General features: G+C 40.7%; 20 protein-coding genes and 1 other RNA gene. 5 read left to right on the top strand and 16 right to left on the bottom strand.

All coding sequences use genetic code 11. The features are described 5' to 3' along the window. Positions 1-7: 7 nt before the first annotated feature. Positions 8-1,462 carry a PhoH family protein gene (locus ACWIUJ_RS04570; protein ID WP_454151337.1) on the bottom strand — a complete coding sequence of 485 codons (1,455 nt, stop codon included), beginning with the start codon at positions 1,460-1,462 and terminating at the stop codon, positions 8-10. An 88-nt stretch (positions 1,463-1,550) separates the two neighbouring features. Between ACWIUJ_RS04570 and tpx the strand changes: the two genes are divergently transcribed. Both tpx and ACWIUJ_RS04560 read left to right on the top strand, forming a co-directional pair. Next, on the top strand, positions 1,551-2,063 hold the full coding sequence (tpx, locus tag ACWIUJ_RS04565) for a thiol peroxidase (RefSeq protein WP_454151339.1): 513 nt from the start codon (positions 1,551-1,553) through the stop codon (positions 2,061-2,063). A 9-nt stretch (positions 2,064-2,072) separates the two neighbouring features. After that, entirely contained in the window at positions 2,073-2,492 is a 420-nt protein-coding gene (locus ACWIUJ_RS04560; protein ID WP_454151341.1) for a pyridoxamine 5'-phosphate oxidase family protein, read from the top strand. On the opposite strand, the gene ACWIUJ_RS04555 is transcribed toward ACWIUJ_RS04560, so the two are convergent. The 8 genes from ACWIUJ_RS04555 to ffs all read right to left on the bottom strand — a co-directional run bounded on the left by ACWIUJ_RS04555 (position 2,489) and on the right by ffs (position 9,674). Beyond that, on the bottom strand, positions 2,489-3,373 hold the full coding sequence (locus tag ACWIUJ_RS04555; protein WP_454169260.1) for a hypothetical protein: 885 nt from the start codon (positions 3,371-3,373) through the stop codon (positions 2,489-2,491). The genes ACWIUJ_RS04560 and ACWIUJ_RS04555 overlap by 4 nt on opposite strands. Continuing rightward, positions 3,373-4,740: an exo-alpha-sialidase gene (locus ACWIUJ_RS04550; protein WP_454169258.1), complete on the bottom strand. Its 1,368-nt coding sequence runs from the start codon at positions 4,738-4,740 to the stop codon at positions 3,373-3,375. The genes ACWIUJ_RS04555 and ACWIUJ_RS04550 overlap by 1 nt, the downstream gene beginning before the upstream one ends. A gap of 120 nt (positions 4,741-4,860) precedes the next feature. After that, positions 4,861-6,042 carry a pyridoxal phosphate-dependent aminotransferase gene (locus ACWIUJ_RS04545; protein ID WP_454151347.1) on the bottom strand — a complete coding sequence of 394 codons (1,182 nt, stop codon included), beginning with the start codon at positions 6,040-6,042 and terminating at the stop codon, positions 4,861-4,863. Positions 6,043-6,163: 121 nt separating this feature from the next. Beyond that, positions 6,164-7,096, bottom strand: a complete 933-nt coding sequence (accA, locus tag ACWIUJ_RS04540; protein WP_454151348.1) for an acetyl-CoA carboxylase carboxyl transferase subunit alpha — start codon at positions 7,094-7,096, stop codon at positions 6,164-6,166. Between the two features lie 6 nt (positions 7,097-7,102). Then, on the bottom strand, positions 7,103-8,347 hold the full coding sequence (locus ACWIUJ_RS04535; protein WP_454151350.1) for a beta-ketoacyl-ACP synthase II: 1,245 nt from the start codon (positions 8,345-8,347) through the stop codon (positions 7,103-7,105). A 100-nt stretch (positions 8,348-8,447) separates the two neighbouring features. Next, positions 8,448-8,681 carry an acyl carrier protein gene (gene acpP, locus ACWIUJ_RS04530; RefSeq protein WP_454151352.1) on the bottom strand — a complete coding sequence of 78 codons (234 nt, stop codon included), beginning with the start codon at positions 8,679-8,681 and terminating at the stop codon, positions 8,448-8,450. A 93-nt stretch (positions 8,682-8,774) separates the two neighbouring features. Beyond that, positions 8,775-9,518: a 3-oxoacyl-ACP reductase FabG gene (gene fabG, locus ACWIUJ_RS04525; protein WP_454151354.1), complete on the bottom strand. Its 744-nt coding sequence runs from the start codon at positions 9,516-9,518 to the stop codon at positions 8,775-8,777. A gap of 58 nt (positions 9,519-9,576) precedes the next feature. Further along, positions 9,577-9,674: signal recognition particle sRNA small type (gene ffs, locus ACWIUJ_RS04520), an RNA gene on the bottom strand. 90 nt (positions 9,675-9,764) lie between these two features. Here ffs and uvrA point away from each other — a divergent pair. Beyond that, on the top strand, positions 9,765-12,629 hold the full coding sequence (gene uvrA, locus ACWIUJ_RS04515) for an excinuclease ABC subunit UvrA (protein ID WP_454169256.1): 2,865 nt from the start codon (positions 9,765-9,767) through the stop codon (positions 12,627-12,629). Between the two features lie 448 nt (positions 12,630-13,077). Here the strand turns inward: uvrA and ACWIUJ_RS04510 are convergent, their stop codons facing one another. The 6 genes from ACWIUJ_RS04510 to ACWIUJ_RS04485 form a co-directional block, all read right to left on the bottom strand. Next, entirely contained in the window at positions 13,078-13,398 is a 321-nt protein-coding gene (locus tag ACWIUJ_RS04510; protein WP_454151360.1) for a hypothetical protein, read from the bottom strand. A gap of 255 nt (positions 13,399-13,653) precedes the next feature. Then, entirely contained in the window at positions 13,654-16,239 is a 2,586-nt protein-coding gene (locus ACWIUJ_RS04505) for an ATP-dependent Clp protease ATP-binding subunit (protein ID WP_454169254.1), read from the bottom strand. Positions 16,240-16,366: 127 nt separating this feature from the next. Then, entirely contained in the window at positions 16,367-17,941 is a 1,575-nt protein-coding gene (locus ACWIUJ_RS04500; protein ID WP_454169252.1) for an ATP-binding cassette domain-containing protein, read from the bottom strand. A 1-nt stretch (position 17,942) separates the two neighbouring features. Then, entirely contained in the window at positions 17,943-18,542 is a 600-nt protein-coding gene (locus tag ACWIUJ_RS04495; protein ID WP_454169250.1) for a UbiX family flavin prenyltransferase, read from the bottom strand. Next, entirely contained in the window at positions 18,539-19,495 is a 957-nt protein-coding gene (gene flgA, locus ACWIUJ_RS04490) for a flagellar basal body P-ring formation chaperone FlgA (RefSeq protein ID WP_454169248.1), read from the bottom strand. The genes ACWIUJ_RS04495 and flgA overlap by 4 nt, the downstream gene beginning before the upstream one ends. Beyond that, positions 19,485-20,324 (bottom strand): hypothetical protein, encoded by an 840-nt coding sequence (locus ACWIUJ_RS04485; protein WP_454169246.1) that lies wholly within the window; start codon positions 20,322-20,324, stop codon positions 19,485-19,487. Before ACWIUJ_RS04485 ends, flgA begins: the two co-directional genes overlap by 11 nt. Positions 20,325-20,441: 117 nt before the next feature. Here ACWIUJ_RS04485 and aspA point away from each other — a divergent pair, with 117 nt between their 5' ends. Then, on the top strand, positions 20,442-21,848 hold the full coding sequence (aspA, locus tag ACWIUJ_RS04480) for an aspartate ammonia-lyase (protein ID WP_454169244.1): 1,407 nt from the start codon (positions 20,442-20,444) through the stop codon (positions 21,846-21,848). Between the two features lie 12 nt (positions 21,849-21,860). Next, the gene (locus ACWIUJ_RS04475; protein WP_454169242.1) at positions 21,861-23,210 is read left to right on the top strand and encodes an anaerobic C4-dicarboxylate transporter; all 1,350 of its coding nucleotides are present in this window, start codon (positions 21,861-21,863) and stop codon (positions 23,208-23,210) included. Between the two features lie 35 nt (positions 23,211-23,245). On the opposite strand, the gene ACWIUJ_RS04470 is transcribed toward ACWIUJ_RS04475, so the two are convergent. Continuing rightward, a complete protein-coding gene (locus tag ACWIUJ_RS04470; RefSeq protein WP_454151374.1) occupies positions 23,246-24,034 on the bottom strand; it encodes a thiazole synthase in 789 nt (262 codons plus the stop codon). Position 24,035 lies beyond the last annotated feature (1 nt).

Here is a 24,035-nt window from a genome sequence, read left to right as displayed (position 1 = left end):
GCACTGCTTACTCAAAGTCCCCAAACCATTTGGCTATATCGCTTCTAATGGTTTGTCGTAACTGCATAGCGGCAATTTTATTATCATTGAGTGCTCTTTGGAGCAGACTTAATGCACCATTGCGAAATTTGCTCAAATACGGGTGGTCAATCTGCGCCCAATCGCCTAAAAATACAATTTTACTCCCCTCGCCCACACGCGTGCCAATGAGCTTTATAGTGGCATTGGAGGCATTTTGCACTTCATCAAAAATAATAAATTTGTTTGCCAGCGTGATTCCGCGTGCGTGTGCGATGTCAATGACTTCGATATTATGCTTTTGTAAGAAATATTCCGTTGCTTGCTCTTTTTGGATACTTTTGGTTTCGCCCTTGTATTCTATACGCTTTGCTAGCGAGTTTTGTTGCAATTTATCAATGGTGAAATTTATCGCGCTAAAAAGTGGATACATAAAATAGTGGAGTTTTTGTGCTTCATCTCCTTTGCGATAGCCTAGCTCAGCGTGTTTATCGCTCGCTGTAACGGTGTTGCGTAAATAGAGTATGCCATCAACGCTGCCATTTTTTAACAAACTAATCCCAGCTTGCAATGCAATAAGAGTCTTGCCACTTCCAGTAGCCCCTGTGATAATGCTTAGATTGTTTTTAGGGTGCGTGAGTAGGGCATAAAGCATTTTTTGCTCTAAATTGATAGGCGTGATATAGGGCTTTTGCTCTTCGAGGATAGAATCTAGAGGCATAATCTCACATTTTCCCTCAACCTTAAGCCCAAAAAATTTGCGTCCCGTATGATAGAGCGAACTATCAGTATTATCAAGCTCGGTAATTTCTAGCAAACTCCAATCTGTGAGATTTTTAAACGATTCTCTTTCTTCAAGTGTGCTTATTTCCTCATCTTTATGCACTTCAAAACTCTGCCAAAAGTCGATTTTTTGTGGATTCTCCACGCGGTCGCGAAAGAGCGATTGAGCATTTATCCCTTGCGCGTGAGCACGGATTTTTAGCGAAATATCATTAGTCAGCAAGATAAGGTTATAATCTTTAGCGATTTGGATAATTTTACTATCATTCACACTAATGGTAGAATCTAAGTGATAATGCTCACGGAAAATCAGTGTAATAGGGATTTTTAACTCATCTTTAATAAAAAACATTTCACTTAAAAAATCATCTTTATATCTCTTTGTGATGTGTGAGTTGTTTTTTTGAGATTTTTTTGCGTGGGGCTTTGCGTTATTAGAATCTTGTGGTGATTGAACGGGGTGGTTGTTTGTATAAATGTTGCGAAAAAATTCGCGGATAAAATATCCCATTTCATTTTGCAATTCTTTTTTGCTATCAAGTTCATCGATAATTGTGTCGCTAAGAAAGAGTTGATTTTGTCCGTTTTGATAGAGATGGATAATGTTTTGTATATCATCTAAAATTATTGATGTATCAAGTAGGTAGGACTTGCTTGTCATTAACAACCTTAAAGTAAAATTTAGGAGTGATTGTATCAAATTCACTTAAAGATACAATGTTTTGTGTTGAGTTTAAGGAGGTATAACTATGTTATTAGTTACTTTTAAGGGTGAATTGGTAAAACTCTATGGCAAGAGATTCTCTGTGGGCGATAGTGCGCCTAGCATAAAGCTCATTAGTCGAGATTTATCGCCCATAGAGGTCGGTGGAGCGCAAGATAAATGTCAAGTTATTAGTGTCGTGCCAAGCCTTGACACAGGTGTGTGTGCTGAACAGACAAGGCACTTTAACCAAAAGGCTGCCTCACTGCCAAATGTCAAAGTGTTTTGTGTATCTATGGATTTACCATTTGCACAAAAGAGATTTTGTAGCACAGAGGGCATTGAAAATGTGAGCGCGGTAAGTGATTTTGTAAAAAAGGAGTTTGGCAAAACTTATGGACTATTGCTTGAGAGTTCGCCACTTGAGGGATTGCTCACTCGTGCGGTAATTGTGGTGGATACAAATGGCAGGATTGCTTACCAAGAAATTTGTTCTGAAATTACTAAAGAGCCAAATTATGATGCCCCATTTTTCACACTCAGTAAATTAACTCAATGAGGAGACACAATGCAAATCAACTCTCTTAACGATATTGTCGCGTTTATTGATTCTGGTTATACGGGATTTTTGGCGACAAAAGGCACTTGCGGGAATCCACGCGTGCGCCCTGTGCAAAGCGCACTTGTGTATAATAATAAAATCTATTTCGCCACTTCTATACACAAAAATCTCTATAAGCACATTCAAAACCACTCGGGCATAGAATATTGCACTTGCTTAGATGATGGGAGTTTTTTGCGTTTGCGTGCAGAGGCTAGGATTGCTAATCATATTGATGCGAAGGAAGCTATGATGGAGCGGTATCCATTTATTAGACAAAAGTATAAAAGCCCAGAAAACCCAGATTTTGCGGTGTTTTACCTCGAAAATATTAGCGCGCAGTGGCAAAAAGGAAGCGAGAAAGTAACTTTCACACAGGAGTTTTAGTGCTTATCTAATGCTCTTTGTGCGAAATAAATACAAGTAAAAATAACACTATATAGCCACAAATATGGGCAAATGACAAATTCAGCCAACGACAAATCAAAACCAAAGAATACATACACACAAATGGTAAAAAATAAAAGCACAAGCGCGCAAGAATCTAAAAACCCAATAAGCACAACCACACAAAGCGTGATAAATCCACTCTGCCAAATCCCCAAATGATATACATCAAAAGGCAAAATATTGCACGCACCTAAATACAATACTGCTCCAAAAACGCTTAAAATAAGCATTGTGCTATCTTGAGGGCGCATTTTTTGCTCTATAAAGTATCCTATCCACGAGAATCTAAACATATCACCAAGCACACATCGAGTAACAAAAAGCATACTTAAAAGCACGCAAAACACACTTGGGGAATCAAAAAATGTATAAATAATTTCAAAAGTGTTATAACTCTGCTCTGTGTGGAGGTTGATTGGGATAAGACTTATGGCAAATAGCACAAATGCAATGGTGTATTTGAGTTTTAAGCCTTTGGTTATTTTGTCGTTGTATGCTTGGGATTGCAATAGAGCGGTTTTTATCTCCATAAATTCTTGCATACTTTGGCGTATATCTATGCCTAAAAGTTTATTAAGGGCAATTTCTATTGCATTATACAGTCGTTTGTTGAGCAATGCGCTATCGCTAAAACCCCCAAAGGTTTGCGCGATTTCTCGGTCTATTTGCGCTTCTTTGCGTGCTTTTTGCGCTCTAGATTCTATCCCAAAGCCTAGAAGTGTGTAGTCTTTAATGCCATATACTTTGAGGAAGATAAAATTTACCACATTTCCAACAAAGAGATACAACGCACTTAGCACCACAACTAATGCAAACATTACATTTCCTCTATTGGAGTGTTTGCGAGATTCTCTTTTGCTTGTGCGATGACCATATCATCGATGTAAATATACGGAGATTCTTGGGAATCTTTGTCTTTTGGTAAAGGCTCATCTTTTTCCTGTGGTTTGTTTGGCGTTGGTGGTATATCGCGCACTTGAGCGATAAGCTCATCAATAGAATCTAGCGGGATTTTTAGGTATTTTATTTTTTCTCTATTGTGCGTATAAGTAATGTGCAAATGCGTAGAATCAAGCAATGCACTTGGATAGCTTACTTCTCCATTTTGCGTAACATCAATGGTTAGTAAGCGCGTAAAGGTGTTAGGATTTTTTAGCAAAAAGAGGCTTAAAGACGCTCTTGGGTGTATTGGCACGCTTTTTCCGTAGATGTTTTGAAATTCTAAGAGCGGATTATTCATTCCGTCATTGTGGAGCAAAAGCACCTCTTTATCCAAAGCAAGCAACACAGAAGAACTATCAAAGTTCTTTATATTGCTTTGCAGTGGCTCCCCCCATTTGTTTCCAAAATCTTGGCACATTTGCAAAAACGCGAAGTTTTCATATCCGCGGTGGATTCTATAACTTGCAAGGCAAGAAGTGGAATCTAGAGCGATTATAGTGGGTTGAAGTTGGGATTTTAGAGAATTTGTGCGCTTAGCAAAGAGGAACTTTGCATCTTTGTTAAAAAACGCCACAAGTGGATATTTATCCGCAAGCTCGTGATAAAGTGGAAGCATAAATCCACCATTTTCTAGCTCAAGTGGTGGTGTGCGCACAAGATGTGAAAGATTAGCAAATGCCCCTAAATGAAGCTCTGTAACATAATTTAAAGATTGTAATTTCTCATCAAAATACAGCTGATAGACTTTACTTGTCGCCCATCCTCCAAGACTAACCCCTACTACAAACAAATGCACACGCCTTTTGGAATCCATAAACACCACAGGGTTGCCAAGTTTTTTAATAAATTTCCCACTTAAGCGTGAGAGCATTTGGGCGTCTAAAATAGGCTTTGATTCACTCCAAGTGTTGTTTGTGCCATTTTGCTTATCTAAAAAACTTTGATAGATTTTTACATCTTTGTCCCCCTCCCTGCTCCCTGCGAAAAACACGACCATAAGCCTATCGCCCAAATCAAGCAGACTTGAGCTGTGGGCTGATTTTTGTGTATTTGGGACAAAGACATTTTGTGTGTTAAAAAAATTCATTTCGCCAAGTAAGTCCGCATTTATTTCAAGGGTGTGAGTATTTTGTGGTTCAAATAAAGATTGAGCGGGGTTTGTAAAATCTAGTGCATATTCTTTATTTGTTTGTTGCAAAAATGCGGAGTCGTTCCGCTCGCCATTAGCATTGTGATAACGCACAAAAAGTCCAACTCCCGCGAGTCCTAGCAATAAGACAATAAAAATAACCCTAATCCCAAGCAACCTATCCCTCCAAAGTGTAAATGCAACCCCCAAAGATTCTAATAATATTGTGAAAACTTACACGCTTTTAATAAACTTCGCAATCCTCTCAATACCTTGCTTAATCGTGTCTATATCGCACGCAAATGAGAATCTCACATATCCATCTTGCCCAAAGGCACTACCGGGGACAAGTGCGACACCGACTTTTTGGAGCAATTCTTCACAAAATTTCATAGAATCCCCACCGCAAAGATTTTGAATACTAATAAAATGATAAAATGCCCCTTGAGGCTTGCGAATACTAATGCCACCAAGCGTGCTAAAAAGTTGATAAGAGACCTCCATTCGCTCTTTAAACGCCACGCACATTTCTTTTATTTCATTATCACATTCATTAAGTGCCACAACACTGGCTTTTTGTGCGATAGAATTGATATTTGATGTGCATTGAGATTGTAAATTATCCATTAACTTCACAAGATTTTTATCCTTGCAAGCCAAGTAACCCACGCGCCAGCCTGTCATTGCCACTGCCTTGCTTAAGCCATTGACTACTATGGTGCGTTCATACATATCCGCATTCACTGCTGCGCTTGAGCAAAATACACCATCATAAAGGAGTTTTTCATAAATTTCATCGCTTATCACCCAAATATTTGTGTCTTTTAATACCCAAGCAATGGCTTCCAACTCTTTTTTGCTATATACCATTCCTGTGGGGTTTGACGGGGAGTTGAGCACAAGGGCTTTGGTTTTTGGTGTGATAGCAGCTTTGAGCTGTTCGGGTGTGATTTTGAAATTTTGTGATTCTGTTGTCGGTAAAAAGATGGATTTTCCACCACAATACTTCACTAACTCTGGGTAACTTACCCAATAAGGTGCTGGTATGAGCACTTCATCGCCATCATCAATGAGGGCTTGAAAGATATTAAAAAGCGAATGTTTTGCACCATTGCTAACGAGAATCTCACTAGGCTCGTATTTCAATCCATTATCGCGTTCCAACTTGCCACAAATGGCTTTAAGTAATTCTGGGATACCTCTCACGGCAGTGTAGTGAGTGAAGCCACTATTAAGCGCGCGAATGGCTTCATTTTGTATAGGGGTTGGTGTGTCGAAGTCTGGCTCGCCAGCTGAGAAGCTTAAAATGTCTTTGCCTTGCGCCTTTAAATCGCGTGCAAGTGAGCTAATGGCAATGGTTGTCGATGGCTCTAAAAGTGTGATGCGATTGGCATAGGGATTTTTAGATTCTTTCATAGCTTCCTTCCTTATTGGTTATTTAAGATTTTTGGGATTGTATCAAAAAGTCGCTTAACACAGCCTTATAAATACACTTTTGTAACGAGAAATACACAATTACACAAATCTCACTAGGGATTTATTCTTGTGTAAAAACACCATAACGCATAAGTTTTTCATAGCGGTGCTGTAAAAACTTATCGTCTTTTTGTATTTCTTGCACAGCGCAGACGAAATACTCTTCAATAGCCTTAGCTGCATTTTGTTTATCTCTATGTGCGCCCGATAGAGGTTCTTTAATAATATCATCAATAAGGTGTAGTTTTTGGAGTTCTTCTGGGGTGATTCTTAGGGCTTTTGTTGCGGTTTCTATTTTCGTGGGGTCATTCCATAAAATCGCCGCACAGCCCTCTGGAGAAATAACGCTAAATATAGAATATTGCATCATCGCTAGTTTATCAGCCACAGAAATAGCCAAAGCACCACCACTTCCGCCTTCGCCGATTACCACACAAATAGTTTGTGTTTGGAGTGCTGCGAATTCTTGGAGATTTTTTGCTATCGCTTCACTTTGTCCGCGCTCTTCAGCTGCGATACCCGGATATGCACCTGAAGTATCTACGAGCATTAAAATTGGTAATCCAAATTTTTCTGCAAGTTTTGCTGCTCGAAGTGCCTTGCGATAGCCCTCTGGGTGAGGCATACCAAAGTTTCTAGTAAGTTTATTTTTTGTCCCTCTGCCTTTTTCCTCGCCGATGACAACCGCACCAATACCACCAATTTTGCCAATAAAGCACACGATTGCCTTATCATCGTTAAAATGCCTATCTCCACAAATCTCGTATTTGTCCTGCATAATAAGCTCAATATAATCAAGTGCATAAGGTCTATCTGGGTGTCGCGCTAATTGGAGTTTTTGATAGTCGCTCATATTGTTATATACTTGAGCGATTTCTTTTTCTAAATCTCGTTGCAAGATACTCTGTGCGTGAGTATCCCCTCGAATGCTAGCAGATTCTATATCGTCTTGGAGAGATTTGATTTTGCTCTCAAAATCTAAATATGTAGCCATTACGCCTTATCCGTTAAATTTTTGAAACACCACCACGCCATTTGTGCCACCAAAACCAAATGAATTGCTCATCACGGCGTTTAGCTTTGCTTCTCTAGCGACATTTGGGATATAATCCAAGTCGCATTCTGGGTCTGGCGTCTCATAATTGATTGTAGGCGGCAAGATACCCTCATTCATTGCCATAATGCTAATGACTGCTTCTAAACCACCAGCTGCGCCAAGGCAGTGCCCAATTTGTCCCTTTGTAGAGCTTACAGGCGGGCAATTTTCCTTGCCACCAAAGGCTGATTTGATAGCTATGGTTTCAAATAAGTCATTATACATAGTGCTTGTGCCGTGCGCGTTAATGTAATCAATTTTGGTATTTGCCATTTTTAGCGCGGCTTTCATCGCGCGGAACGCTCCTTCGCCTTGCGGTGCTGGAGTGGTAATGTGGTTGGCATCACCGCTCTCGCCAAAGCCAATTAGTTCGGCATAAATTTTCGCTCCGCGTGCCTTAGCAGAATCAAGGCTTTCTAAAACTAGCGCACCAGCTCCCTCTCCCATTACAAAGCCATTTCTATCCTTATCAAATGGTCGAGATGCCTTGAGTGGCTCATCGTTTCTATCAGAGAGTGCTCTCATCGCCGCAAAACCACCAATACCAACAGGACAAATGGTAGATTCTGAAGCGATGACAATCATTTTGCTTACTTCCCCGACCATAATGCTTTTGCCTGCCTCAATGATAGCGTGTGTGCCAGCCGCACAAGCAGTAACACTAGCGATATTTGGTCCCTTAATCCCATATTCAATGGAGGCAAAGCCACCAATCATATTGATGAGCGCAGATGGGACAAAAAATGCACTAATTCTTCGAGGTCCTTTATCAAAGCAAGCGATTGAGTTTTGTTCAATATTGCCAAGTCCCCCGATACCAGCTGCAGAACTAATGCCAAAGTCATTGCATATATCTTGGGACACTTTATTATCGCTACCAAGCAATCCGCTATCTTGCAATGCCTCTTTAGAAGCCTTAAGTCCTAAGTGAATGAAGCGACCAGCCTTTTTGACTTCTTTTGCGTCCATTACCTCTTCTGCATTAAAGCCGACAATCTCGCCAGCAATCTTCACAGGGAAGTCTTCAGCATCAAATAGAGAAATTCTTTTAATACCACATTTTCCCTCTACTATAGCCTTAAAAGAATCACTCTTATTTAGACCTAGTGAATTTATCATTCCAAGTCCCGTAATTACCACTCTTTGCACTTAAACTCCTTCATCACAAAACAATTTAGATTTACAAGTTAAGAATCTACAAAATACTGATTTGTAGATTCTGTATTGACATAAATTAAGTATGGTATGCTTACTTGCGTGCTTTTTCGATATATTCCACCACATCTTTTACGGTTTTTATATCTTTGGCATCATCTTCTGGAATCTCGATTTTGAACTTATCCTCTAACGCCATAATAAATTCAACAACATCAAGAGAATCCGCGTTTAGGTCATCGATAAAACTAGAATCTTCTTTAACCTCGCTAGCATCTACATTTAATTGCTCTACAACAACTTCCTTTACTTCATCAAACAACGCCATAATTGACTCCTTATTTTAAATTTGAACTTAAGAGGGCATTATAGTAAAAAAAGGCAAAAATACCCTTAATTTAGACAAAATTTTTTAAAAAAGCTACATATATAAGCCACCATTAACCTTCAAAACCTCGCCTGTTACATAACTTGCCTCATCGCTTAGTAAAAACGCCACAACGCTTGCCACTTCCTTTGCTTCGCCAAATCTCGCCAATGGGATATTTTGCATATAAAATTCCTTAATTTCATCTTTTAGAGAATCCGTCATATCCGTGCGGATAAAGCCCGGTGTAACGCAATTAAACCGAATATTGCGTCTTGCACCCTCATAGGCAAAGCTTTTTGTCATTGCTATCATACCGCCCTTGCTTGCAGCGTAGTTTGTTTGTCCAGCATTTCCTCGCTCGCCAATGATAGAAGCGATATTTACCACCGCTCCAAATCGTTGCTTGCTCATTGTTTTTAAGGCTTCTCTTGTGCCGATAAATGCAGATTTTAAATTTGCATCAACCACACTCATAAAGTCCTCTACACTCATTCTTAACGCAAGATTATCTTTAGTGATACCAGCATTATTGACAAGATAGCTAAGCTCGCCATCGGATTCTACAATACTTTTAATGCCATTGACAAAATCCTCTTCGTTTGTTGCATCAAAGTTTATCACCGCCGCTTTACCACCGCTCGATTCTATTTCACTTTTAAGAGAATCTGCCAATTCTGGCTTGCTACGATAATTTATCCACACTTTAAGTCCTAAAGTTGCTAAATAGCGACAAATTTCTGCGCCTATGCTTTTACTTCCTCCTGTTACAAGGACATTTTTTCCACTAAAGGTCATTTTTACTCCTTAAGCCATTTGTTTTTATAAAATATTGTAGTTTTGGATTGCAATAACCCCCAAAACAGATTGCTACGGCACACAGAAATATAAGGTGCTCTGCTGTGTTCCCACCCTGAAGCGTTGCCTACAATTTCCATTGCATAGGTCTATTATGGAGGCGCGAAATTATACTATAAATTGGCATAAAATTTTGTAGTATAATACACAATTTTATTTAAACTCCAAATTTCATAAGGGTGAGTGATGCGCGAAAAAAATTCTCTGTCCATTCAAGGTGCAAAAGAAAATAATTTAAAAAATATCCATCTTAAGATTCCAAAAAATGAGTTGATTGTTTTTACAGGATTAAGCGGGAGTGGCAAAAGCACGCTAGCTTTTGATACACTTTATGCAGAGGGACAAAGACGATATATAGAATCGCTCTCAAGTTATGCACGGCAGTTTTTAGACAAAGTAGGCAAACCAAATGTAGATAAAATCGAGGGGCTAACGCCAGCCATTGCTATCGACCAAAAGACAACTTCTAAGAATCCACGCTCCACCGTAGGCACAATCACAGAAATTTATGATTATTTGCGATTGCTTTATGCGCGCATAGGCACACAACACTGCCATATATGTGGTGATAAAATATCCCAAATGAGCCAAACAGACATTATAGAGCAAGTGTTAAATTTACAAGAAGATTCCACAATTATTATCCTCGCGCCTATTGTAAAGGAAAAAAAGGGGAGTTTTGCTGATAAGATAGAATCTCTGCGCCAAAAAGGATTCGTGCGTGCGCAAATCGATGGCGTGATGACACGACTAGATGAGGAAATCGAGCTCGCAAAAAATAAAAAACACACCATAAAGGCAATTATTGATAGGGTGAAAGTTACACCAGAAAATCACACAAGAATCGCACAAGGCGTGGAGCGGGCGTTAAAGGAATCATTTGGCGAGGTGGAGATAGAGCAAATGCTTCCAGATTCCAAAGCTACCCAGCCAAAGCACATTCATTATAGCGAGCATTTTGCGTGTTTTAGGTGTAAGGTGAGCTTTGAAGAATTAGAGCCACTTAGTTTTAGTTTTAATTCGCCAAAGGGGGCTTGCACGGATTGTTTGGGGCTTGGCGTGAAATACACCATTGATGTCAAAAAGATTCTTAACAAGTCCCTGCCATTAAATAATGGAGGCATTAAGGTAATTTTTGGATTCAATAGAAGCTATTATGCTGAGCTTTTTGTAGGCTTTTGCAAAGCACATAAAATCAATCCAAGTGTGAGTTTTGAGGAGTTAGATTCCCAAAGGCAAAATTACATTCTTTATGGTTGTCCAAATCCTGTGCGGTTTCATTGGAAAAATAGCACATTAGAGCGACCTTGGAAGGGGATTATCCAAATCGCTTATGATATGTTTAAAGATGAGCGTGATTTGAGTGATTACACGACTGAAAAGACTTGCTCCACTTGCGGTGGGCATAGACTTAGCTTATCATCGTTAAGTGTAAAAGTCGCAGGACTTGGAATCGGTGAGGTGATTGACTTGCCAATCGAGCAAGCATATAGATTCTATAATGATTCTAAAAAATTTGCCTATCTCAACGCACAACAAGCAATGATTGCCCAGCCAATCTTAAAAGAGATTACAGAGCGATTATATTTCCTTGATGATGTGGGGCTTGGCTATCTTTCTTTAGGGCGGGACGCGCGCACCATAAGTGGAGGAGAATCGCAGAGAATCCGTATCGCAAGTCAAATAGGCAGTGGGCTTACGGGGGTTATGTATGTGCTCGATGAGCCTAGCATTGGGTTGCACGAGCGCGACACCTTGCGACTGATTAAGACTTTGCGCTCTTTGCAAGAAAAGGGCAATACCGTGATTGTCGTGGAGCACGATAAAGAAACGATACTAAACGCGGATTTTATTGTGGATATTGGACCGGGTGCTGGCTCACAGGGCGGAGAGGTTGTCTTTAGTGGGGATAAGCAAGCATTGTTGAAAGCAAAAACACTTACCGCACAATATCTTAACAATCAGATTCTCATAGACCACCGCGCTAATAGGATACAGAAAAATTGGCTTGAAGTTAGGCATATCACTATCAATAATATCCACGATTTGAGTTTAAAAATTCCGCTAAGCAACTTCGTGTGTGTAACGGGTGTAAGTGGCTCAGGTAAAAGCTCGCTTGTTTTGCAAACTCTTTTGCCTGTGGCGCAAGAGATTCTCAATAATGCTAAAAAAATCCATAAATGCGATGGTGTGGAGATTAAAGGTTTAGAGCATCTTGATAAGGTGATATATTTAGACCAAACGCCTATCGGGCGCACACCACGAAGTAATCCAGCGACTTATACGGGCGTTATGGACCATATCCGCGCGCTTTTTGCAGAAGTTAAGGAATCTAAGATTCGTGGGTATGGGGTAGGGCGATTTAGTTTTAATGTCAAAGGTGGGCGGTGCGAGAAGTGTCAAGGCGAGGGCGAAATAAAAATCGAAATGCACTTCTTGCCCGATGTAATGGTAAAATGCGATGCGTGTGGTGGGAAAAAATACAACCCCCAAACACTCGAAATCACCTATAAAGGCAAAAATATCGCCGATGTGCTCGCTATGAGTGTAAGTGAGGCACTAGAATTTTTTGAAAAAGTGCCAAAAATCGCCTCTCAACTCACCACACTCCAAGCCGTAGGGCTTGGATACATCAATCTTGGGCAAAATGCGCTAACACTAAGCGGAGGTGAGGCGCAACGCGTAAAACTTGCCAAAGAGCTTAGCCGTAAGGATACGGGCAAGACGCTCTATATCCTCGATGAGCCTACCACAGGCTTACACTTTGCCGATGTGGATAGACTGACTAAAGTTTTGCACCACCTTGTGGATTTGGGCAATTCGATGATTGTCATTGAGCATAATTTGGATTTGATTAAAAACGCGGATTATATCATTGATATTGGACCAGAAGGTGGTGATAAGGGTGGGAAACTCGTGGATTGTGGCACGCCAAGTCATATCATCAAAAATCACAAAAAGAGCGGAAGTTATACGGGCAAGTTTTTAGAATCTGAAATGGCGATTTTAGATTCTAAAAGTGCGAGGACAAAAAAGAATAGTGCTTTATAGTTTTATAGAGTTTGAATAATTTTCATAAAATCGCGTAAGATTACAAATGCCAAAGAATGTTTTTATTTAAATTGAGTCATACACCATTTTTGATGCCATTATAACAAACAATAAAGCAATAAAAGCTAGCATATATATAAAATCTCTTGTGCTGTTTGCTTGGGTTTTGTTTTTTGCTTGAGCGATATGATTAAGCAAAAACATTAAATAACCAAAACTAAGTAGAGATAAAACAAAGCAAATGAAGTGAGGCGTATCTAAAGCGGAAGTGTCTAAGGTGCTTGCAAGGATACATTGAATGAGAAGTAAGGGTAGGTATAGAGAAATATCGCACCATTTTGCGTGATATTTGCCAAACAAAAGTAAAAAGCACAGCAACTGCACATACACTAAAAAATATGTGGTTTGGTGTATAAATATTTCTAACAACATCTCTATACTTTGCATATTATTCCCAAAAAGCTCCAGAAAACCACGCATTGCCAATGTAAGTAGGGTCATCATATCCAGGTGCATTCGCCACACCTATGTTGATTACTCCTATACGAAGCAAAAGCATAGGCCAAAACTCAGCCCTTGTGTCCTTTAATTCTTTTTGAGATAGGATTTGTATATTTAGATTCTTTGATTTTGTTCCAAAAAGAAACTTACTATCTGCTTGTGATAGTTCTTGTGTTGCTTTGGATTCCATAGAATCAACACCACTCGCCCAAAGCCCACTAATGCCTAAAAAAGCACTTAATATTAGTGTTGAAATTATTTTATTCATCTCATATTCCTTAGGTTAGAATGTTAATAATTTATAATAGGAATATTTTTTATTATAAATTATTAAAAGCACATACTAATAAATTTTTATTCTTTTGTCAATGTAAAAATATTGTGTTTTATAATTTTATTGTTTGAGCAAGTTTTTAAGAATCAGTAGCCAAACAGCAACAAAAAGTCCACTTTTGTCATCACAAACAATGAGATTTTATGCAAGTGCAAAACTCACCTTTTGCAACGACAAAATCCATTATGTCTAAGCTTTTACTCTCGCCTTTATCCCCTCTTTGTCCGCACTAAATTCCACTTTGTCCCCATCTTTTAGCTTATCTTGCAAGATGAGCTCGGCTAGTCTATCCTCGACTTCCTCGTATAATGCCCGCTTCAAAGGACGCGCACCAAACACGGGGTCAAACCCCACGCTAGCGATAAACTCTTTTGCCTTAGAATCTAAAGTGATACTTATATCTCTCTCACGCAATTTTTTAGCGATTCCCTCAAACATAATATCCACGATTTTAGCGATTTCCTCCGCTCCTAGCGGATTAAAAATCACCATATCATCAAGTCGGTTAAGAAACTCTGGCTTAAAGTAGCCTTTTAGCTCCTCTTTTACGGCGCTCTCACGCTTAGTCTTATCCTCTATACTCATTATTTTATCGCTACCGATATTGCTTGTCAAAATGATAATGGTGTTTTTAAAATCCACCGTTACGCCTTTATTGTCTGTCAAACGCCCATCATCAAGCACTTGCAAAAGCAGGTTAAACACATCAGGGTGTGCCTTTTCGATTTCATCAAAAAGTAGCACACAATAAGGCTTCCTGCGCACCGCTTCAGTGAGCTGTCCGCCCTCCTCATAGCCCACATAGCCCGGCGCAGCACCCACAAGGCGCGAGACTTCGTGCTTTTGCATATATTCGCTCATATCAAATCGCACTAGATTTTTCTCACTATCAAAGAGAAATCGCGCTAATGCCTTAGCAGATTCTGTCTTGCCAACGCCTGTGGGACCAAGAAATAAAAAACTCCCAATAGGACGATTGTTATCGCTAAGTCCCGCTTTGTTGCGCTTGATTGCGCGTGCGATTGCCTTTAGCGCGGCATTTTGCCCGATGACAGATTGCCCAAGTTTATCTTCGATGCCTAAAATCTTTTCTTTCTCGCTTTGGAGCATTTTTTGGATAGGGATTTGCGTCCAGCGACTAATGATTTTAGCGATACTCTCTTGTGTAACGGCGTTTTTAAGCAGTGTGCCACCCTCTTGCATTTGCTCCCATTTTTCATTTAAGCCCTTTTGCTTTTCAATCGCCTTTGGAAGCGTGTCATAATCGATTTTTGCTGCCTCTTCGAGCTTGCCCTCGCGCTTGCAAATATCGCTTTTGCGCTTTAAATTCTCGATTTCATCTTTTGCTTTGGCGATTTGCTCAAACACGCTCTTTTCGTTTTCAAATTTCGCTTCTAGCTTGGCGCGTTCCTCATCGGCGTTGCTGATTTCTTTTTCTATCTCTTTTAGGCGATTGCTCGTTTGGGTGGAGTCTTTTTCCATTTTCAATGCCTCTTTTTCCACGCGCAAATTTTGCACCACGCGCTTTATGCTCGCGAGCTCAAAGGGCTCAGATTCTATTTGCATTTTTAGCTCGGCTGCGGCTTCATCGATTAAGTCAATCGCCTTGTCAGGCAAAAATCTATCCGTAATGTAGCGCGAAGAGAGCTTAGCAGCCGCCACAAGCGCGGAATCTGTGATATTGACTTTGTGGTGGGCTTCTAGTCGCTCTTTTAGCCCGCGCAGGATTTGCAAAGATTCATTGACACTTGGCTCATTTAATGCCACAGGCTGAAATCGCCGTGTCAAAGCCGCATCTTTTTCAAAATATTTGCGATATTCTTTGAGCGTGGTCGCGCCTATGGTGTGGAGCTCGCCTCGTGAGAGTGCGGGCTTTAGGATATTTGCCGCGTCCATACTCCCCTCACTTGCCCCCGCCCCGACAATGGTGTGAATCTCATCGATAAACAAAATCACATTCGCGCTTTTTTTGACTTCATCGACTACGGCTTTTAGCCGCTCCTCAAACTCCCCGCGATACTTCGCCCCCGCTACTAGCGCACTCATATCAAGCGCGATTACGCGTTTATTTTGCAAAGAGAGTGGCACATCTTTTTTGATGATTTTTTGGGCAAGTCCCTCTACGGCTGCGGTTTTACCGACACCCGGCTCGCCTAGTAGAATCGGGTTATTTTTTGTCTTGCGGATTAAAATCTGCATAAGTCGCTGAATCTCCTCATCTCGCCCAATCACAGGGTCTAGCTTGCCCTCTATGGCTTTTGCGGTCAAATCGATTCCGTATCTGGCGAGGGCTTCGAGCGTAGAATCATCGTTTTGATTGAGGATTTTGCTCCCTGCGCGGATAGATTCTAGAGTTTTTACAAGTTCGTGCATATCGATATGCTTGCCTAAAATCTGCTTAAAATCCTCGTTTTTGAGGTTTGCGATGATGAAATTATCCACCGCGACAAAGCTATCGCCATTTTGCGTGGCGTGGGCTAGAGCTAAATCTAGCGCGCTTTTTAGCTCTTTGGCAATGGAAATATTTTCGCTTGAGACGCCAGAGCTTTTTGGCAGGGAATCCACCGCGCTTTTTGCTTCTAGCTCTAAAGGCGATTTTTCCACGCCCATTTTGTTTAGGGCTTGGTTTAGTAGGCTTTGATGATTGGTTAGCATTGCCCAGATTATGTGCTTGGTTGTGAGTTCGGCATTGCTCGCGTGCAGGGCAAGCGAAGCCGCAGAATCTAGCGTTTCTTTGAAATGATTAGTAAGTTTGTCAAAAAGATTGTTTTGCATTTTTGCTCCTTTATGGATTTATTCTTAAAGTTTAATATGAAAGCATTATATAAGTTTAGTCATTTAATGTCAAGTTTATTTATAAACATTATATTAAATTTTGATGTAAAATATTACAAAAATCCCTCTATGACGAGTATAAGACTTCCCAAAAATCCTTATTGCGCGTTTGATTAAAAAAATCTTTTGTTTTGCCATATTGAATCGCATTGCCATTTTGAAGCACTAAGAGTGTGTGCGAAAAGTAGCGTAAAATCTCTACATCGTGGGTTATAAAAATGAGGCAAAGTCCTAAATTGCGTTGCAAATCTAATAGGAGGGATAAAATGCGTTTTTGTGCAGATTTATCAAGCGCGCTCGTAGGCTCATCGAGCACCAAAATATTCGCACCCAAAGCCAGCACACGCGCTAATGCTACGCGTTGTCGTTGCCCGCCACTTAGCTCGTGTGGATAGCGGTGCAAAAACTCATCATTTAATCCCACCAAATGCAAATTTTTACTAACAAGAGAATCAAGCTCGTTTGTGGCACAAATTTTGTGTGCTATCAAACCTTCCTTAATAATCTCACTTACGCGCATTCTAGGGGAGAGTGAGGAAAATGGGTCTTGAAATACAATGTTAATTTGTCTTGCTAGCGCGAGTTTTTCGTTTTTAGACATACGCGAAAAATCCTTACCAAAGAAATTCATCTCTCCGCTAGAGCGCATAAGTCGCACAAGTGCGTAAGCAAGAGAGCTTTTGCCTGAGCCAGATTCTCCAGCTATACCCAATATTTCGCCCTTATGCAGTGTGAAATTGATATTTTTTACAAGCACAAGAGTTTGCTTGCGAAAAAATCTGTGGTTTTGCACAATGGCGTTAAAGTTTTTTACGCATAGCACTTCTTTATCGTGTGAGTATGGGCGCAAGGAAAACTCACTAAAATCAATACAATCAAGCAAATCCTTTGTGTATGGTTCTTTTGGATTGCTAAAAAGCATTTGAGTTGGGGCAGATTCTATAATTTTGCCATCTTTCATCACAATGATTTCATCAGCGTAATCACGCACAATCCCTAAGTCGTGTGTGATAAGCACAATAGCACTTTTTTGACTTAAAGAGTGTAAAAGATTGATGATTTGCCTTTGGATTGAGGCATCAAGCGCAGTTGTGGGTTCATCACAAAAAATAATTTTTGGCTCATTGATGATACTCATAGCGATGAGAATCCGCTGTCGTTGCCCGCCACTTAGCTCGTGTGGATAGCGGTTTGCGAGTTTGTATTCAAGTCCTACGCTGTGTAAAACGCGTTGCAGGATTTGTATTTGTTCGTGTTTTGGAGATTTTTTATGGTGCAAAAGATACGCCTCTAAAATTTGCTTACCAACCTTTTGGAGTGGATTTAGCGCGCTTAATGGCTCTTGTGGAATATAGGCGATTTGTGCTCCTAAAAATTCACACCAAGATACAGAATCTAAATGCGCTAAATCTCTCCCCTCAAAAAACACCACATTACTTTCAAAAGCCTGTGTTTTGTTTCGTGCATTAAATGGTGAGAGATTAAGAATGTATTGTGCTAATAGACTTTTTCCTGAGCCAGATTCTCCTACGATTGCAAGTAGAGAGTTTTTATTCACATTAAATGAAATATTTTGCAGAGCAAAATTTTCATTTACACTAAGACAAAGATTGCGCACTTCTAGGAGCGTTGCATTTTGCATATCAACTCCACCGCGCAAAAAGATTATGAGGAATATGCAATAAATCAAACCACTTGCCAATAAAGAAGTTCTCTAAATCCTCAAGTGTCGTAATTTTGGCATAATATCCAGCGATTGGTGGGGCGATATGCACGCCTAAGTTAGAGAGTTTTAGCATATTTTCTAGCATTATTGAGCTTAGAGGCATCTCACGCACGGCTAAAAGGAGTTTTTTACGCTCTTTTAGCATTACGCTTGCCACCCGAGATGTAAGCGTATCGCTAATGCCACAAGCAATCTTTGCTAACATATCGCTACTTGTAGGAATGACACACATAGCCTCAATGCCAAAACTCCCAGAGCTCACACACGCACCCAAATCTTTATCATCTAAAAGCGTTACATTGTTGCGTTGCAAAGATTGCAACGCAAGCGTTAGATTGTGTGTCGTTGCGTGATTTGTGTGTAAATGTGCCCCCTCTTTTTCATAGACGAGTTTTGCGCCCTCGCTTGGGATAACGAATAATGAAATATCACTAGGCAAAAGTTTTGCAAAACGCACGCCTAAATGCACACCGCTAGCCCCACAGATTCCAAGAGTGAGTTTTTTAGGATAGTTCATAGGATGATTCCTTGATTTTTTTGGGTGATTTTTATTTTTACAATGCGCCCACTATTGACATTTTTTGCATTTATTACTTCTCCAAATCCTCCACTTTGCATAGCTTCAAATGTATTTTGCATTGAGATTCCTTGAGTTTGCGTATTTACGAGCACAATTTCTCCCTTTTTTACCAGCAGGGCTTTACGGAGTTTGTCTTTTGATAAGATTGTTTTATTGCCTAGATAGGTTCTCGCACTGCTAAAGAACACCTCGCTTTCACACGCTGGCATCGAAGTGATTTTATCAAACTCAAATTCCACAGCCTTTGTGTTGTTTTGATTGAAGTCCTCGCCGGGTCGTATATTTTGCGTAGTTTCAAAGCCCTTTATTTGCCCCTTGATTGTATAGGGCAAAAAAAATTTTTGATTTTTTTTATCCTGTGTGTCTTTGGCGTTTGCTTGGATATTTACAATAAGCGTGCCTCTAGCATTTTTAAACGCGCTATTTTTCTTAAAAAATGCAAAAGAGGCATTTTCAAGGTCAATATCTTGAGGAGATTCTATAATAATGTCGCTAATGACAAGGCTTTGTGGGCAGTTTTGCTCATAAAATTCCACATAATGGCGTTTTATAAATTCCTTTGGTTTGTCAAATGGCATTGGGGCTTGATAGGTGAATTCTACTTCGCTATGAGGCGTGTGTAAAATAAAACCATTGCGTTCAAAAATCCCAACAACTTCATAGCTTTTTAGCGTTATGCTAAATTTTTCTTCAGGCAACACAGCGATTTTAAAGTTTTTTGGAATCTCTGGGAAAAGCATTGTGGAGTAGATTTGTGAGCTATTGATTATGTAGGATTTTTGCAGAGTGTATTCTTTGGGTGCGACTTTGTGGTCTTTGATTTCTTCACCCAAAAGATTCCAAGAGAGCAATCCAAAAAACACTAATCCAAAAAATATTCTAAAACACATACACATATCCTATACTCATCATTAGTATTTGAGAAAAAATTATCGGTGCGTTACTTGCGCTAACAAATGATTCTTGACTTTGTCGAATGTCTGTAAATCGGTGAAACATTAACTCAAAGCGATGTTTGCTATCATACACATAAGCAACACCAAGTCCTAATGCAAATTTGTTTCCACTTAAGAATCTATTCACACCAAAGTTTTGCACGCCATTTGCTTGCTGTGTCCAATTTGAGGCAAAGTCTATCCCTATGAGGTAGGATAAATCAATAATCACGCCTAGTGAATGGGCATAGTTGCGCCCTAAGTTTGTGTCAAAAATCACATTTATCCCAGCACGATACGAATCGAGTGTATATTGTCGTGTTTTTGGATTCTGTCCGTTAGATTCTCCATCTGCCACATAAGAATCTGTGCTAAAAATGCGCAAATACTCTCCATATATGCGAAATCCAATGTATGGCGTGGAGTAGTGTGCGTAGCCAAACTTTGTATGTAGTCCCACGCCAAATGGATAGCTTGCTTTATATATGCTTTGTGGAGTGTTTGTGAGATAATCACTTGTGCTTAGCACCGCCCCCAAAGCTCCAAGACCGACAAAAAATCCACTTTTTTCACTCGCAATATCATTCCATTGTATATTTGGTTTGGTAAAAAGATTGGCATAATCAAGTTTTTGTTTAGTTGTTTGGAGTTCGTCATTTAAGGCAAGAGAATTTGGAGTAGATTCTTGTTTTTTTGTATGAGCAGAATCTGTTGTATCGCCAAGTGTAATACAAGGTAGCATTAGTATAATGGCGCATAATTTATGCAGGAAAAATATTCTCAAAAGCCACTCCTAGCTTGGATATTTTACATTGTATTTTTGTTTGCAAATTATATAAATAAAAGGTCAAAATTGGAGTATAATTTAACCCTTTAACAAACATAAAACAAAGGAGTAACAATGGCAACACGAAAAGAGCACGATTTTATCGGGGAGTTGGAGATTGATAATAGTGTATATTATGGGGTGCAGACTTTTAGAGCGGTGGAGAATTTTAACATTTCGCACGATAAATTAGGGAATTTCCCCCGCTTCGTGCGCAATCTCGCACGAGTGAAAAAGGCGGCGGCGTTGGCAAACTACGAGCTAGGATTGCTAGATGAAAATATCAAAAACGCAATCACAAAGGCGTGCGATGAAGTCATCGCGGGGAAATATTATGACCAATTTGTCGTAGATATGTTTCAAGGCGGGGCAGGCACAAGCACGAATATGAACGCAAATGAAGTTATCGCTAACATTGGCTTAGAGATTTTAGGACACAAAAAGGGCGAGTATCAATACCTCCACCCAAATGACCATGTAAATCTTAGCCAAAGCACCAATGACGCCTATCCTACGGCGTTAAGAATGGCATTGCACGATTATTTAAGTGATTTGGCAAAGGCTATGGAGCATTTAAAATCTTCCTACGAGAAAAAGGCAAAAGAGTTTGCAAATGTGCTAAAAATGGGGCGCACACAGCTCCAAGACGCCGTGCCTATGACTTTGGGGCGGGAGTTTCAAACCTTTGCGGTGATGATGGGCGAAGATATTCAGCGTGTGCTAGAGGCGCGCAAACTCGTGCTTGAAATCAATATGGGAGGCACGGCAATCGGCACAGGGATAAACTCTCACCCAGACTACCCAAAAGTCGTGGAGAAAAAGCTCCGCGAAGTAAGCGGACACGACTATATCGTGGCAAGTGATTTAATCGAAGCCACGCAAGACGCAGGCGCGTATGTCCAAATCAGTGGCGTGCTAAAGCGCGTGAGCGCGAAACTCTCCAAAGTCTGCAATGATTTGCGCCTGCTTAGCAGTGGTCCAAAATGCGGGCTAAATGAAATCAACCTCCCAAAAATGCAGCCCGGAAGCTCCATAATGCCGGGCAAAGTCAATCCCGTAATCCCCGAAGTGGTCAATCAAGTATGCTTTTTTGTGATTGGCTCTGATGTTACGGTTACCTTTGCGAGCGAGGGCGGACAGCTCCAGCTCAATGTCTTTGAGCCTGTGATTGCATATAGTCTTTTTAATAGTATCGTAATGCTTGAAAAAGCGATGAAAACTTTGGCGGATAAATGTATCGATGGAATCACCGCAAACGAAGCGATTTGCAGTGATTTTGTGTATAACTCCATCGGTATCGTAACCGCGCTAAATCCCTACATAGGCTATGAAAACTCCGCTAGCATAGCAAAAGAAGCACTAAACACAGGCAAACGCGTGTATGATTTGGCACTCGAGCGAGGACTGCTAAGCAAAGATGAGCTAGATAATATCCTCACACCAGAGAATATGCTAAATCCGCATATGACAAGTAAAAAATAGCTAAGGTAGTATATGGAGGTTACATTAGTTTTGTTGCAAGTTGTCGTGCTTTTGGGCGCGATATTTTTAGGGATTCGACTTGGTGGCATAGGAATCGGCTATGCTGGTGGTATTGGCGTAATCATTCTTGGACTTGCGCTTGGTATGAAACCGGGTGCTATTCCTTGGGATGTGATTTTAATCATTATGGCGGTAATTGCGGCGATTTCGGCGATGCAGATTGCGGGAGGGTTGGATTATTTGGTGCAGATTGCAGAGCGAATCTTGCGCTCAAACCCCAAATATATCAACTACCTTGCACCAACGGTTACATACTTGCTGACAATTTTAGCAGGGACAGGACACACGGCGTTTTCGATGATTCCTGTAATCGTTGAGGTGGCAAAAGAGCAAAATATTAAGCCATCTGTCCCGCTTTCAATCGCGGTGGTTTCATCACAAATCGCAATCACAGCAAGTCCTGTGAGCGCGGCTGTGGTGTATATGAGCGGTGAGTTAGAGCCACTTGGGTGGAGCTATCCATTGCTGCTAGGCATTTGGATTCCTACGACATTTATTGGTTGTATGGTAACGGCGTTTTTGCTAACCAAATTTGCAAATTTGGATTTAAGCAAAGACCCTGTGTATCAAGATAGACTTACAAAAGGGCTTGTCAAAAAGAGCGTTGGCGCACAAAATATTCAGCTTAAAAAAGGCGCGAAACTCTCTGTGCTTTTGTTTTGCTTGGGAGTGCTTTTTGTGGTGTTTTATGCAACGGCGATTTCAACAATCGGTGGCGAACCCGTGCTTATCGCAAATATCATTGTGCCACGCGATGCGGCGATTATGAGCGCGATGCTTACCATTGCGACACTCATTGTGATTTTCTGCAAAGTCGATGTGAGTAAGATTCCTGAGACTTCAAGCGTCTTTAAAAGCGGAATGGTAGCGTGTGTGTGCGTCTTTGGTGTGGCGTGGCTTGGTAATACCTTTGTCGAAGGGCACAAAGAGAGTATTACAACGCTTGCAGGGCAACTTGTTGAGCAATACCCTTGGCTTTTGGCGGTGGCATTTTTCTTTGCTAGCACCTTGCTTTACTCACAGGCAGCAACCGCAAAAGCTATCGTGCCTGTTGTGGTAATGGCTCTCGCCATAACCCCTGAAAATACTGCAAATGCGTATATCATCGTAGCGAGCTTTGCGGCGGTGAGCGCACTTTTCGTGCTTCCAACCTATCCTACGCTTTTAGGTGCGGTGCAAATGGACGACACAGGCTCAACGCGAATCGGTAAATATATCTTTAACCACGCGTTTTTCCTACCCGGCGTCCTAGCGATTGCATTTAGCGTAGCACTTGGCTTTTTGGCTGTCTCAATCGTATAACAAATGATTTGCAAGAATCTTGCATAGAATATTTCTTAGAGCTTTGGCATTCCTCCAATGGGCGAGGAAGCCGAAGCGTAAGGCTTTTTATCCATTCTTCCAGCGAGGAAGCTTGCTCTTCCAGCAATTACGGCATTTTTCATTGCTTGTGCCATAAGTATTGGGTTTTGTGCGGTGGCTATGGCGGTGTTGGTAAGCACGCCATCTGCGCCGAGCTCCATTGCCACGCTCGCATCTGAAGCACAGCCAATCCCAGCATCTACAATCACAGGCACACTCAATCGCTCTTTGATAAACACAACATTATAGCGGTTTTGTATCCCAAGCCCACTACCAATGGGTGCGGCAAGTGGCATTACAGCACTTGCACCAGCAGATTCTAAGTTTGAGGCGATTATGGGGTCATCGTTGCTGTATGCAAGCACACTAAACCCCTCTTTTGCGAGAATCTCGCAAGCCTTTAGTGTCTCAACTACATCAGGGTAGAGGGTTTTTTGTGTATCGCCGATAATTTCAAGTTTGATAAAATCAATACCCGTAGCTTCGCGCACAAGTCGAAAAAGCGTAATAGCTTCTTTTGCATTGACGCACCCAGCAGAGTTTGGTAAGAATTCAATATCCGTCCCCTTAAAATAATCCAGCAGATTCTCAGAATCTTTGTCCATAATATTCACGCGCCGCACAGCTACGGTTATCATTTGTGCCCCAGAGGCTAAAGTCGCTTCACGCGTAGTTTGAAAGTCTTTATATTTCCCAGAGCCCACAATCAAGCGTGAATGAAAGCTTTTTTTACCAATTACAAGCGGTGTATCAAAGTTATTCATA

Source organism: Helicobacter sp. 23-1046 (assembly GCF_053654635.1).
This window is presented reverse-complemented; position numbering and strand designations above follow the sequence as displayed.